Source organism: Paenibacillus tundrae, assembly GCF_030812775.1.
GTDB classification, from domain to species: domain Bacteria; phylum Bacillota; class Bacilli; order Paenibacillales; family Paenibacillaceae; genus Paenibacillus; species Paenibacillus tundrae_A.
Map to the genome: position 1 here is coordinate 334,670 of NZ_JAUSTI010000008.1, position 15,225 is coordinate 349,894.

At 46.6% G+C, this 15,225-nt stretch carries 6 protein-coding genes; 1 reads left to right on the forward strand and 5 read right to left on the reverse strand.

Annotation, left to right across the window (positions count from 1 at the left end; all coding sequences use genetic code 11):
• Positions 1-28: 28 nt before the first annotated feature.
• From J2T19_RS16630 to J2T19_RS16650, 5 genes are all read right to left on the reverse strand, one after another.
• On the reverse strand, positions 29-2,734 hold the full coding sequence (locus J2T19_RS16630) for a beta-glucosidase (protein ID WP_307217639.1): 2,706 nt from the start codon (positions 2,732-2,734) through the stop codon (positions 29-31).
• 541 nt (positions 2,735-3,275) lie between these two features.
• Positions 3,276-8,249, reverse strand: a complete 4,974-nt coding sequence (locus J2T19_RS16635; RefSeq protein WP_307217641.1) for a DUF4132 domain-containing protein — start codon at positions 8,247-8,249, stop codon at positions 3,276-3,278.
• A 25-nt stretch (positions 8,250-8,274) separates the two neighbouring features.
• The gene (locus J2T19_RS16640) at positions 8,275-8,694 is read right to left on the reverse strand and encodes a hypothetical protein (protein WP_307217643.1); all 420 of its coding nucleotides are present in this window, start codon (positions 8,692-8,694) and stop codon (positions 8,275-8,277) included.
• A 279-nt stretch (positions 8,695-8,973) separates the two neighbouring features.
• On the reverse strand, positions 8,974-11,103 hold the full coding sequence (nasC, locus tag J2T19_RS16645; protein WP_370874891.1) for an assimilatory nitrate reductase catalytic subunit NasC: 2,130 nt from the start codon (positions 11,101-11,103) through the stop codon (positions 8,974-8,976).
• Positions 11,104-11,139: 36 nt separating this feature from the next.
• Positions 11,140-13,398 (reverse strand): FAD-dependent oxidoreductase, encoded by a 2,259-nt coding sequence (locus J2T19_RS16650; RefSeq protein ID WP_307217646.1) that lies wholly within the window; start codon positions 13,396-13,398, stop codon positions 11,140-11,142.
• A gap of 427 nt (positions 13,399-13,825) precedes the next feature.
• Here J2T19_RS16650 and J2T19_RS16655 point away from each other — a divergent pair, with 427 nt between their 5' ends.
• The gene (locus tag J2T19_RS16655; protein WP_145049560.1) at positions 13,826-15,055 is read left to right on the forward strand and encodes a nitrate/nitrite transporter; all 1,230 of its coding nucleotides are present in this window, start codon (positions 13,826-13,828) and stop codon (positions 15,053-15,055) included.
• Positions 15,056-15,225: the final 170 nt, after the last annotated feature.

Sequence of the window (15,225 nt, forward strand, 5' to 3'; positions counted from 1 at the left end):
AGGCCACGACTAATATATCAATTACCTTCTATTTACCGGAAGGACTTCCGATATTCACACTACCTGTCAGACGGACATCATCCGAAGCGCTGCCGACATAGATAGATACTTTACCCTTAGGCATGATCCATTCATTGGACTTCTCATCCCAATAAGACAAGGCACTGCGATCCAGCTTAATGTTTACACGCTGTTGTTTACCCGCTTTGAGATCTACCTTAGCCCAACCAGCAAGCTGTTTGGCTGGTGTCTCCACTTTTGTTGGCAGATTACCTACGTATACTTGAACCACTTCGGCACCCGAACGTTTGCCTGTATTGCGTAAGTTGAGAGCCACTTCTACCGTTGTGTCGTCTCCCTTGCCACTATTCTTCACATGCAGATTGCGGTAATCAAAGCTTGTATATGACAAACCATGACCAAACGCAAACGCTGGTGATAGGCCTTGCTTTTCATATCCTTTGTATCCTACAAAGATTCCCTCCGAATAGTTACCTACTCCGTTGACACCAGGGAACTGCTCTGCAGTTGATACTGGCGTTTGTTGGTCATCGGCAGGGAACGTTACAGGTAGCTTACCTGAAGGATTCACATCCCCGAACAATACCCTAGCAACAGCATTTCCTTGTTCCTGACCAGCATACCAAGCTTGTACAATGGATGGCACTTCTTTTTGCCAAGAATCCATCTCGACAGCTCGTCCACTCATCTGTACTACAATCGTCTTCGGATTAGCTGCCGCAACCTTGCGGATCAACTGCTCCTGATTGTTAGGCAGTTCCAGATCGGAACGGTCTACGTAACCTTCACTGTCATACGTACGTGTCACGACAACCGCTACGTCAGATTTTTTAGCCAGTTCAACGGCCTTTTCCATTTTGGCATCCACTGCGTCTTCCGGTGCTTCCCAGCCAAAACGAACCTGTGCTCCCATATCATGATTCGACTGTACTGGGAAATCCGTGCGATATTCAATACGAATATTATGGGATTCTCCTTCTTGCAAGGTAATACCCTTCTTCGTTGTACTTAGAGTTGCACCCTGATTGTCCACAAGAAGCTGATCATCCACATACAATTTAGCAGAGCCTAGGCTCGTTAGAGATAGCTGATATTCTCCTGTTTTTGGTGCTGTGATAGCACCTGTCCAGCGAGCAGACATTTTGCTGTTAAACTTGGTCGGTGTCACTGGAAGTTTAGAAGACTGTGCATTGAAGCCTTCATAGTTGTAAAATCCAAGATTCATGTTGACCTGATTGTCTGTGCGAACAAGTTCAGGTTCACCTTCCATATCTTTATTCGTCCAATATTCAGCATGCAGGCCGAATTCTGCTTGGTCTGTTCCGTAGTTCTGCTCACTCTTCTGAGCATTAGCTGGAGACAAAATGGCAGACGGTACCGCAGATGGACCGTTAAATGCATCCCCTGCTGAGACAGGATCCGTCCCTGCTGCATAATTCACATCAACGCCTTTTCCGGCACGTTTACGAATGCCTTCCAATGGACTCACGGTATACGTTGGGTTAACCAGACTACTTCCGCCTCCAGCTGCAGATGCTGTATCTGCATCCGGACCGATTACAGCAATGGAGTTCAGCTTGTTATCGGAGAGTGGCAGCATATTATCATTATTTTGCAGCAGAACCATACTCTCTTCTGCAAACTGACGAGCTTTTGCTCCATCTGCTTTCGCATTAATTGTTGTATTCGTTACAGGTTTATCGAACAGCCCTTTATCGAACATTTGAAGCAAGATACGTCTAACCTTTTCATCAATGGTTTGTTCGCTGACCTCGCCTTTGTTCACGGCCTCCAGCAGCTTACTTCCCCATTTACCGTACGGCTCACCTGGTGTTTCCAGATCGAGTCCGGCATTAGCGGATTCTACCGTACTGAAGTTGGCACCATAATCACTCATTACGAAGCCTTTGAAACCAATCTGATCCTTCAGTATGTTCATCAGCAGCTCTTGGTTCTCACAAGCATATGTACCATTCACCTGGTTAAATGAACACATCGCTGATCCTAGATCGGCTTGTTCTACCACAGCCTTGAACGGTCGTGCATACACCTCTTGAATCGCACGCTCACTTGCTGTTGCGTTGGTGGTAAAGCGCTCCGTCTCCTGATTGTTCAGAAGGTAATGTTTCGCTGTCGCAATCACGGGATTACTCTGAATTCCGTTTACATACGCTGCTCCCATACCAGAAGCCAGCAACGGATCCTCACCCAGCGATTCGAAGTTACGAGAGCCCCATGGTGTACGTGCAATATCAAGCCCAGGCCCAAGCACTACATTGTGTGTAGTATCATGAGCTTCTTGTCCGATCAGATCACCGTATTGCTTAGCTAGATCTGTATCCCAAGATGCTGCCAGAGCAATCGGCGCAGGCAATGCCGTGGACTTTTTATCCTGAACATCCGGGTTCGCTACCCTCACACCTGCTGGCCCATCAGCCATCTGTAGTGCAGGAATGCCTAGACGCTCCAGCCCATCATTATAGAAACCATAATAGTTATTGACTTTACCTGTCACAAAACCAACCTTCTCTTCTAGCGTCATCGCTTGAAGTAGCAGTTCGGTACGTTCCTCCGCAGATAAGGATGTGTTCATCCATGGGCGGTCTGCCCCAGATTCTGCGGCGAAGGCGTGTAACGGCATAGCCGCAACCGCCACGATGATTAACACCATAAACCATCGTTTGAGGAAAATTAGATTGAATCTTCTGTTCATGTTGCGCTCTCCTTCTCTCTTGATCATTTGTCTCGTCCACATGATTGCATACATGTATACAAGGGAATGCAAGCTGACGTGTTCCCAGCTCTTCAAGCATTCAGGTAAGCCTTGCATCTTACGCTCAGAAACCATCGCTTACAAGCAAGCGAGCGATTTCGCTTTCTTACGATAGCTGACCCACGACGAGATTGCATCCCCTTAAATATGGAAACAGGCTGGATAAATGGCTCCTAGTTCTTATGCATCATATAATTTTAAATACACTTAACAACAAAAGAAAGCGAATTAATTACATTTCCGTAACAACTTTTGTACAAAATATTCACTTTTAAAAACAGTCTTATAGGCCCACTTTAATCCTCCTAGTTTATACAATTAATTATCAATATCAGGAAGGAGTTCTGGTGCCCCTGGGTCGAAAGTCATTTTGAAACCGAATACACCATATAAACTTCATGAATAAGAACATAGAGAAGTAGCCGAAGTCCCTTTTAAGAGGTACTTCGGCTATGTTTATGGCTTATACCAAGATATCATTCTAATTCTGCAATTGGGCAAGGATCTGAGGGTCCTTGATTTTCTTATCTTCGGCCAGCAGCATAATCTTGGATAAAATCTCTGCAGTTCTTGGATCTTCATCCAAGAATGGCAGGAAAATTCGTCCACGGTGCTGACTATGCACAGGTACAATGTGAAGCGCACCTGTCGCTTGCTTGAACACATTACCACTACCTAGGTGAACAGCATATTCTCCCAGCTCACCATCAATACGTGCATAATTCCCGTCCAAACGTACATTGTCTATTTTCAGCAAACGCAGAGATTCATTGACGATTACATGACGCATCTCAATTGTTGTCAAGCTTGCTTCTGGATCTACTCCGCCCACGTGTGCAATACTCACAACCAGATCAATATCACGCATAACCTCAGAGAAGAAGATCGGTGGCACATCTTGTAATGCTACAGGCTTATACGTCTTGCGATCATAGAATTGAACCGTCTCCAGCGTAGGTGACTCCGTATCAGCCGGGGAGAACCAGTCTGCCATCGCATACAGATTGGCAATCAGATTATGCTCATAACTCACCTTCTGTAGACCTTCTTCATAACTTACTGTCCACTGGCGTCCTTTGAGCAGAGCCACGGTCTTTTGGGTTTGAATCTGATATCCAGCATAGCGCCGGGATACAGTACCATTCGCCAGTTCATCCTCATTAGGCAGATACAACTCTCGGAATACCTGCTTGAATGGCTGCCGCTCCTGACGGGTGAATAGATCACGTTGGAACGTACTCCATTGACCACTGTTGTACAGATGTAACGCATGTGCAATCAACAGCTCATCTTGATCGTTAAGCGGGTGAATCGAGCCTTCCTGATCCACGCTAATCAGGCCACCTGTCGATGCATCGAACCGACCTACAACTTCACTAGTCTTGAATACAAGGTTGCTCACTAAAGGTCGAAGAACTGGATTCTGGAACAGACTCGAAATCTCTTCACGGGTAAAAGCAGTCTCTGATGTCATAGAGCGTTCAAGCTCCTGTCTAGCTCTGCGATACTGCTGTACCAGATCTGATTTTAGCTCCTTCAATTCAGTGATATATCCATTTTTCTTAAATCTTGCAGGCACAGACTTAAGTGTCTTCCCTTTACTGATCAAGACGAGATCAGGCTGTCCTTCCTCATCAATAACCAATTGCGCTGTCGTTGTCTCATCCAGCTCATGGGGCTCGAAATAAGATTTCATCTCATCCAGCTTGCGGGCTTCCATATCCCAGATCAGACGTGTGATATCGGCGTAGCCTGCATTTCGAGCCAGATTACCCAACGCAATCTGGGATGCAGCTCCCTCGCTAGCACGTCGCTGTGCTCCAAATTGTTTACTCTGCATTAGAAACTTCTGAATGAAGTCATACCGTTCACGTAGGTCTTGCTCCCGCTCTTCAGCAAATGGAATTAGACTGTATGTCAACAAATGATCCTTGTTACGCTTATCTTCAACAGACTTCCGCATATCCTCGAGGCGCAATTTCCCTAGAGCAGCATCTGCAAACAATTGTGATCTGCGGTGATTAGCTCCGCCTGATATATACTTGGCACAATCATATAACAGATTGAAACGTTCCTCACCTACAGTTGCGTACGCTTCTTCAAACCAAGCAATATCAAAAGCGCCTTCGTTGAACTCTTGTGGGGAAATTGGAGAATAATGCGCCACAATCGTTTCTTTCTCCGCCGTAAAGCTCTCGTTAATGTGAGCATGGAAGTACCATGCTGCGCTACGCAGCCCTTCCCAACCTAGATATTTCGCGGCAATTTCCATCCACTGCGGCGCGTACATCGCTGCCTCAAGCAATTTCTTCTCCTGAATTGGATACTGTTTCAGTAGCTCGCGTAAAAGCTCCTCATTCTCTCCATCTTTTGGATGACATTTCTGAATTAGATAGCTGAATGTTTCTTTGCGTGTTGTGTTATTCCCATAACCGTAAATATAACCACGAACGAAAGTGTCTTGATCCATTGCAGAGACAAGATGCACCCAATGCTCCATGCCTTCAATTCGATCAAGCTTCATCGCAAGTGTGCTAACTTCTGTAGAGAGCTCACCCCGCGTTAATTCAATCTCAACAATACGATTAACAACGGTATCCCGTATACGAACCAGATCTGGATCATCCGCAACACCCTCGGTACGGCTATACGTTAAATCTCGAATGAAGCCATGGCGATCTGCACCCGTCAACAATTGTTGATAGATCTCCTGATCATCAATTAAATCTAGTTTGTAAGCACGTAAAAAGTCTTCCAGCGATAACAAGTTTAACGGATGTGTATCCTTAACCAGATTCTTCAATTGATAGGCTGTCTGGAAATAACGCTTAAAGCTATAGTCATCATAAATTCTGCCGTGTACAAGGTAATTCCATGGACCGGTTAAGATATGAAGCATACCCGTTTCCTTCTCCAGCTGATCCTTCGGCATACTCGCTATAATAAATGCCCACGCCTTCTCAGCAATCTCGAATGTATCCGCCTTGTCACTATCCTCAAAAGCAGCTGTAACGATCGCTTCCACTTGCTCGGAATACGTCAATTTCTTAAACAGTTCCTTCAACTGCTCAATATAAGATAGAGGGTAGATCTGCTCCGCAAACTCCTTACGCCAACCCTCCAGCAGCGGAATCTTCCGCAGCTCATCATATTCATATGCCTGACTATAATAGCTGTAGTGGTCGTCCAGATTTTTATTCAGATCGTGGAATCGCATGCTGAAAACGAGCTGTATCAATTCTTGGTGATCCAGACCATTATGCTTAATGAATTCCTCCCACACCTCATGTATTGGGAATTGCTCCATTAAAGGCATTTCATTACGTTGTGTATAAGGAACTGTCGAGCGCAGGTTAGCTCCAACCAGAAGTGTTTCTTTGTAGCCCGCGTAATACTCTACTTCATATTCCACATCTCTATGCTCATGCACCAACGCATCAAGCGCACCAAGGAATTGTTCCGCCTTTTCCAAGGAAAGGGTGAACATCTCCTTCACATAAAAACTACCAAAATCACGTTGCTCTTCAAGCAGAGACTGCTCGCGTGAAGGGTCGAACAAACCAAATCCATTTGCAGCGCTGTACTGACTATTCTGCTCGTTCAACTTATCCAGCAACTTCTGCTCCTTAGCTGTCGGCGCTGTGATCAACTCTGCTAATGGCTGTAATTGGTTTTGTTGTGATGTTCGCTCCGGATCGGATGCAATCTCGGTTAACAATTCAAGTGCACCTAACCGCTGCAATTCACTTTTGGCGGTCAGAAGCCGTTGCAACGCACTCTCAAGCTCATCTACAGGTTGAAGCAGAAGCACCTGTATGACCTTCTGGCGTAGTGAACCAGTCTTCAGTTTGAGCAGAGCCTCAAGTTGCTTCATTTCCTCTGTCGTTAAGGTAAGCTTCTTCAGTTTAAGAAGCGCACTTTCACGGTTCGTCATACTTTTATCCGATAAACTAACGAGAATAAACTGTCGCTGTACCTCCTGTTGAGGATCTTGTAAAAATAGAGACAGAAGCTCCCCTCTCAGATCGGCGCTGAGCTTGTCTTTTAACGCAACCACTTCGCTAATCCATTCCGGATCCATATCGTAGGCTGCTAAATAGAGCATCTTCTTCACGACATCATCCACATCAATACGATACTGAACAAATTCAAGAACGCCTGACGGCCCTCCCGCTCCTGCCTGAGGAATGACTTCTAACATCTGCTTGAATAGGTCAAAATCCCGTCGCCGTACAGCTTTATCTGAAAATACAGGTAGAGGCCAGACATGCACTCTGCGCTGTTGATCTCCATCGTCAAACCGACCCCAGTCATAGGTGTACATCGCGTCGTAATTTCGGACAATCCAGTGCATTAACTCCATGTCATGTCCACCAAGATACTGACGCGCCAGACTTAATCGCAGCTCTCGGTTCTGGCTGTTCGCAAGCACATATTGAGCCACGATCTGTTGATATAATTGGCCTTGATCCATGATCTGGATCACCTTATCTCCCAATTCGCTCTCTTCAATTACTGCCGTAGCCCAGAGACTAATAAACAGTTTGTTTGCGTTATCGTCCAGTTGCCATGCTGCGCGTAACTCAGGATCCACTAGAGCCTCGTGAGCCTGCGATATAAGCTGGGTCGCAACTCGTTGATTTGCCGCTTCAATGCCAATACCTGTCCAGACAGCAAGCGCACGCACCACCGAGCTGAACCGGATCAGATTGTTGTCGATGATAATTTTTAATATGTATACATACGCCTCAATCGTACCTTCATCCATACGCTCTACGATACTCTGCCGCAGTCCCTCCTGCAGTCTTGCAGCAACCAGTAGTTCACCCACCATCTGATACGCTTCGGCCTGGTTACTCAGTACAATGCCTTTGATCATCTCACCGCTTAACAGTGCATTCTGGTTGTCTCCATAGATGATGTCATGCAATGCCTGCTTCATCTCGCCATTATCATGATCCAGCTCATAGGCGATACAATCAGGGAGCACCCATCGGATTTCATATTGGTAATCGAACTTGTATTCACGAAGTGACACATACTCGGTCAGAGAGAATGCACGAATCTCCATACGGAACAATCCGACTAGCTTGCGTAATACTTGACCCATGTGCAGTGCGGGGTCAGATGTACGGAACGGCCTGCGTTCATAGTTACTGCTGTATGGATACTTCGGTGCTTGCTCTGCAATATAACGGAACCTGGCACACAGTTGCTCACTTGCCACATGTTCCAGTATGTCTAGAACAGGCTGGAATAGTGGGCGACCAGTAGCTCCCGCAAGTTGTAATAAGGTATGTCTCATATTTAAATAGAGCTTTTCGTCTTCACGCAAATAACCTAATCCAGCTAGTTCTACTACATAAGTAGCCAGCTCATGCTGTTCCTCAGGCAATAATGCTGCCTTTTCCCGCAACTCGTTCAGATATCCCTGTTCCTGCTCTTGCTGATTCATCTAATTCTCCTCCTTTAGATATGTCCTACCACAAACGACCTGCAAGCATGGTGAACCGGATAAATACTAGCTCATCACCCTCACGCAGTGTTAAAGGCCCATCCAATTGATGTACTTCTTCTTCATTAACAAACACTTTATATAAACCATCTTCGTGTGCTAACACGGCCGTTTCGATCGCCTGCTGCAACTCAAGAGTCCCTTCATTATTAACCGCCCCAAAGCCCACTTTTCCCGTAGCTCCCTGGGACTCAATCTCTTCAGGCATGAGGTATGCAAGCCATTCTACCTGGCTTTTCTTGTCCTCTAGCGCCTGCACTTGCAGTGTAACCATATTACTAATAAGTTGTCTCAGCGTGCCCGTTGTTTCCGGAAGTTCGGTAGCTTGTTTGGCGAGAGCAGGCTTTCGTTTGCCCAAGCTCTTAACGGTGACCCATACATTCACTCCGTCTCCCCCTTCCTATCTATTAAATATATCCATTATCTCATTGATCTGTCCTTGAGTGCCAATTACAGTGCTAGATTACGAGACTCCCTTACCAAAATGAAAATAATACGTACATATGTGCCCCTATTTAGTATGATAACCAAATCCTTCTTCACATACATGAGTCATTTCTCACCTTTTATATGAAACCTATGAACTACCCCACATCCATAGCAAAAATAAAGAAGGTTCCCTCTTCTCAAGGAAACCTTCTGTTCATTTACACAAAAATGTATATCATACCAAACGTAAAGGACGGATCGTAACCGCTGCCGTCTTGAAGCCGGGCATACGGCAATACGGATCCAATTCAGGTCTTGTAGCTCTATTCACATTCTGGATGCCGCCCCAGTGCATCGGTACGAACAACGTATCTTCACGAATATGCTCCTTCACCCTACTTCGAACCGTGAAGCTACCATACACAGATTGAACCTCTACCCATTCACCATCCCGAATACGATGACGGGCAGCCGTAGTTGGATGAAGCTCAACAAAGTTCTCCAACTCACGAGCTTCAAGCGTCGGACTTCGATGCGTCTGTACGCCGGTAAGATAATGCGGAAGCACACGCCCATTCGTGAGAATTAGTGGGAATTCTCGGGATACTTCATTCCAACCTGGACTCGCCTCTGCAGTAAAGGAGGCTCTGCCGTCGGCGTGAGCAAAGCGTTCAGCAAATATTAATCCTTCTCCCGTGGTCTCCACTGACGGGCAAGGCCAATAGATTCCTTTTTCATGACGTAGTCGTTCATACGTGATTCCATAATAATCAGCAACGCCTCCCCGGCTGGCTTCTCGCAGTTCATTGAAGATCTCCTCGGCAGACTGGAATTGAAAATACGAAACCTTGCCCATCTCCGCAGCGATGCGACATAAGATGTCCCAATCATGAAGCGCCTCACCTGGTGCTGGTATGCCTTGTTCACGAAGAAGAACACGACCTTCCAGATTCGTTAATGTCCCCTCGTTCTCCAGATACGCTGTAACGGGTAGCACCACATCTGCCATCCGCGCAGTATCGGAGAGAAACATATCAGCCACGACTAGAAAATCCAGCTTACGCAGACCTTCTTCCACCAAGCGCACATTCGGATTCGACACCACTGGATTGGAGCCCATCACGAATAGACCACGAATCTTCTGATCATGAACGAGTTCCATCATTTCATAAGCAGAGACCCCTTTTCCCGGCAAACTCGCTGGATCCACACCCCACACGGATGCAACATAGGCACGATCTTGCTCATTTTCAATCGAGCGATAGCCTGGCAACTGATCGGCTTTCTGACCATGCTCACGACCACCCTGACCGTTACCCTGACCTGTAATTGCGCCGTAGCCACAACCAGGTTTACCAATATTGCCTGTCGCGAGCACCAGATTCAGAAAATGCCGAACCGCCATATGTCCATCGGTCTGTTGTTCAACCCCGCGAGCAGTCATAACCATAGCTGTATCTGCCTGACCATAAGCAAGTGCAGCCTGACGAATCTGTTCAAGTTCAATGCCACACTTGGCGGCAGCCTGCTCCAGATCCATCTCCGCCAGTTCCTGCTGTAACTGTTCAAAGCCATGAGTTCGATCCCCAATAAACTGATGATCTACATCACCTGCATCTATAATTAGTTTCATCATGATATCTGCCAACAACGCATCCATTCCCGGTTTAACCTGTAAATGGAGGTCGGCGATCCCTGCAGTTGCCGTCTTGCGTGGATCAATCACAATAATAAATGCTCCATTTTCTTTTGCCTGATTAAAGTAAGGAAGGAGTGTAGGCTGACATTCAGCAATATTCGTACCGGCCAGCACAATGCAACGTGCGAGAGGAATATCCGATAAACGAAACGTTAGTCCCCGATCCATGCCAAACACCTTACTGCCAGCCGAAGCCGCTGCCGACATACAGAACCGTCCGTTATAGTCGATGTACTTCGTTCCTAAACCAATCCTTGCGAATTTGCCGAGTAAATAAGCCGTCTCATTGGTAAGAGAGCCTCCACCATACACGCCAAGTGTGTCTGCTCCATAACTCTCTTGCAGATGGCTGAACCGTTCCGAAATGAACTCTATTACCTCGCTCCATGAACTGATTACAAGTTCACCATCCCGACGGATTAGTGGATGCAGCAAACGTTCTTTGCTGAGCGCATGTTGATGTGCATTCATGCCTTTGACGCACAACCGGCCCTGTGAAGCCTTATTCGGAACCCCTTCTACGATGTATTCCGCTCGACGTTCACCTGTAATAGACCCAGCTACTTCGCTCACCGTCATCTTACATTGCACACTGCAATAGGGACACTGCGTTTCCTGTACCCGAAGCATTGAAGCTGTCTTCTCTGCATTGATAGATGGTGTCATCCTCATCCCGCCATTCCACTAAAATGATCATTCACATCATTTCTGACCTTGCACAGTCGTCCTGCCATATGATGAAACTGTTTCCCGAGCATCCGATGTACTCGCCATCTCGGCGTTCTGTCTAATCACCAGCTCACCCTGCAACTGATAATCCAGCAGTGTCTCTCGAATCGACATGAATCCTAGTCGCTCCGACCATGACCACATCGGTTCGTCAAATCGCGCTGTCTGGCGATACCACTGGAGACACGCTGAGGTAAGCCGCACTGCATCCTCTACCGTTTCCGCAAGTCCTAACAATCCACCTTGCTTAACGGGCTGCTCTGCATGGCCGCCAACATATACCTCCCACCCAGCAGGAGAAGCTTGCAGACCTAAATCTTGAACAACTGGGCTAAGAGGTGACGACAGCCTTGTAGCTACCGCAATTTTAACTGGAGCAGGCATCGCCATACCTCTCCACGCCAGACGAAGTCGTTCTGTTAAGAGTCCATCCACATCTGACCCCGAAAGAGCATCATACATAGCGTCATCACTGTACACCAGAGTTCCATGCGCTTGCCCTGCCCCGTAAACACCCCATTCACGATCAGAGTTTATACCTGCAACTCCACGTGTTAGTACTTGTGCATAATAACGAAGTGCTGGTTCGCAAACCTCACATCCCGATGCTGTTTCCCAGCTCAGTTTTTGCAGCAATAGATTCTTCTCTGACTCCCAACCGGATCCGTGTTGAATAGCCAATGTCAGTCCCACCGAAGATTTTTGCTCCCGGTACATCTCTTCCATCGCATTCTTGAGTCCATCATGTCCCAGCGTTGTACAGCCACATATCGGTAGCTCCGTCTGATCCACTTCGGTATCCGCAGCAGTACTCGCGCCGCTGCCGTTCTTCTGGAGATTGTGCGTGTGCTTCACCAGAGCTACAACCATGGGACGACATCCACCACATGAGCCGGATGCTTTTGTTCGCTCCTTAACCTGATCCGCATTCTGTAGCCCATGCTCTTGGATCGCCTGCATAATCGCCGATTTGCTAACATTGTTGCAAGCACATACTGTGTCCTGTGCAGGTAATGCTGCGGCCGCTTTTTCCGCCGGATCAGGTTCTCCATCACGTGGTCGTAACTCAGCTACGTCAGCTCCCCGTTGAACAAGACTGAGCAATGCCGTTCCTTCTGTCGTATCCCCAAACAAAATAGCCCCTCGAACCTTGCCTGCTTGCATAAGCACCTTCTTATAGGTTCCCTGAACACCATCCAGCATCTGTATTGCTGTCTGCATGCCTTCACCGCTAATGTCTCCTGCGGAGAATACATCCACCCCAGAAACTTTCAGTTGCGAATACGGAATTGAGCCTGCATACGCTCCCGTTTCCTGCTGGCATAACGTACGAGCTAGAACCTTTCCTTGTTCAAACAATGGAGCCACCAGCCCATAACTGATCCCCCGATGCTCCGCACATTCACCAACTGCATATACATCTTGAACACGGGTACGCATAAAATCATCAACAACAATGGCACGATTGGTATAAATCCCACTCCGTCTAGCTAACTCGACATTGGGGCGAATACCTACAGCTACGATCACTACATCCGCTTCGAGCCTCGAACCATCCGTAAAAGCTAGACCTTGCGCTTGGGATCTGCCCACAATTTTCTTCGTATTCTTAGATAGAAGAAACTTCATCCCCTGACTCTCCAGTTCCCGCTGTAACATATCCGCGGCTTGGGCATCCAACTGACGGTTCATGATATAAGGCGCGTTATGAACGATAACCGCATCCATGCCAAGATGTAGAAGTCCTCGAGCGGCCTCTAGTCCAAGTAAGCCACCACCAATAACAGCAGCCTTGCCGTATTGCTTCGAATATTGAGCCATTTGTGTACAGTCATCCACTGTTCGAAATGACATTACTCTCTCTTTATCTACTCCCGGAATCGGTGGAATGAATGGGGATGATCCTGTTGCTAGAATCAGGTTGTCATAGGACTCCTTCATTCCAGACGCCGTCTCTATATATTTCTCCTGCGTGTTAATTCTAGTAACCGTCTCTCCTGTATGAAGCCGAATGCCATGCTGGTCATACCAGCTCCAATCGTTAAGAATGATATCCTGCACCGTATGCTCGCCTTGTAGAACCTTGGACAGCATGATCCGGTTATAGTTAGGCCTTGGCTCATTACCATAAATCACAATGTCATACGTATGCGGAGCAATGGCGATGATCTCCTCGATGCACTTCACGCCAGCCATACCATTTCCGATGACCACCAGCTTCTTTTTACCCATGAGCTACCCCCTACTCGTTCACATGCTGATAAAAAAACAGAAAAATCCCTTCTCCATCATGCGGAAAAGGGCACCGTTGCCTCCGGAATTTCACACGCCATTGTGTGAATTCATATTAGATTCAGATTAAGTTAAAATTTAAATGATGTCAATAAAATTAACACAAAAGTAAGTTTTGACATTAAAAATTAGGTAATTTTAAATTTCATGTAATTTTTGTTGACATACTTAAATTCCTTTTTTATAATTTGAATCAAAATCACAGTGCTGTGATCCTATCGGGTGCGGAAACACAATGACGTGTTCCGCCAGTCGGCAAAGAGGCCGCAAATCGTTCAATGATCTGGACGATTTGTGGCCTTTTTCTATTGGATCACACACCACGTGTAAGAATTATTTTCAATTGGATGAGGAGCGATGATGGATGATGGAGAGCAAAAGTTTTTGGAAAAGCGGGCATAAGCCTACCCTCTTTGGCGCATTTTTGTATTTTGATATCAGCTTTATGATCTGGGGTATGCTTGGTCCACTGGCCGTTGTCATTGCCTTGGATTACCCGATGACTCCCCTAGAGAAGGCTAATCTCGTGGCACTCCCTATTCTCGGCGGATCGATTCTTCGACTTGTACTCGGATTTATGTCCGATTATATTGGCCCGAAACGAACGGCTCAGATTGGTATGATTGTCACCATTATCCCCTTATTATTAGGCTGGTTATGGGTAGAATCACTAAGCCAGTTATATGTAGTCGCACTTCTGCTTGGTGTAGCAGGCGCTTCATTCGCAGCAGCATTGCCACTTGCAGGACAGTGGTATCCGAAGGAACATCAAGGACTTGCGATGGGAATTGCAGGCGCAGGGAATAGTGGAACAGTGCTCGCTACATTGTTCGCTAACCGGTTAGCTACGCACTTTGGCAGTTGGGAAGTTGTATTTGGTCTAGCGATTATCCCTATCGTGATTGTATTTATCCTCTTTTCTATCTTTGCCCGTAATAGCCCGAATCGCCCTGAACCGAAGAAACTATCTCAATATGGAAGTTTGTTGAAGCAAAGAGATGCTTGGGTGTTCTGCGCGTTCTACTGTGTAACCTTTGGCGGTTTCGTTGGATTATGTAACTATCTGACTATCTTTTTCAATACTCAATACGGACTGTCACCTGTTCGTGCAGCAGATATCACTACCTTTTGCGTTATTGCAGGCAGCTTCTTCCGACCTGTTGGCGGTTATCTGGCAGATAAACTCGGCGGGACACGCATGTTAACCTTCCTCTATACAGGAGCATGTATCATGCTAGTAGGTGTATCCTTCATCCCTCCACTCCCTGTAGTTGTCGTTATGTTATTCCTTGGCATGATGTGTCTTGGTGCCGGAAATGGTTCGGTGTTCCAATTAGTTCCTCAACGGTTTGGCAATGAAATTGGACTCATGACCGGAATCGTTGGTGCGGCTGGTGGACTTGGTGGATATGCACTGCCTCTCATTCTCGGCCAGTTGTATAGCTCTTATCAATCGTACACGCCAGGCTTTGTCATCCTTAGTCTAATTGCTGCAGCATCCATGTTGTTAGTGCTGGTTATGCAATCCAAATGGCGTGCTCACTGGTTGAAAGGCTCCGTTACGAAACAAGCGGACGCTCCTTCCATGTCCTCCTAATGACATCCGAAGATGGATTGCGGTATTCCATGGGTATAAAACTTTGCATAAGAAAAAAACAGCGACTGCCTTGTGTTAAACTGTACCCTATAGAGTAGACACTTTAAAAAAGTCTCTCTATGGGGTATTTTTTATGTATGCCACCAAAGAGACCGGAATGGAGATACAAC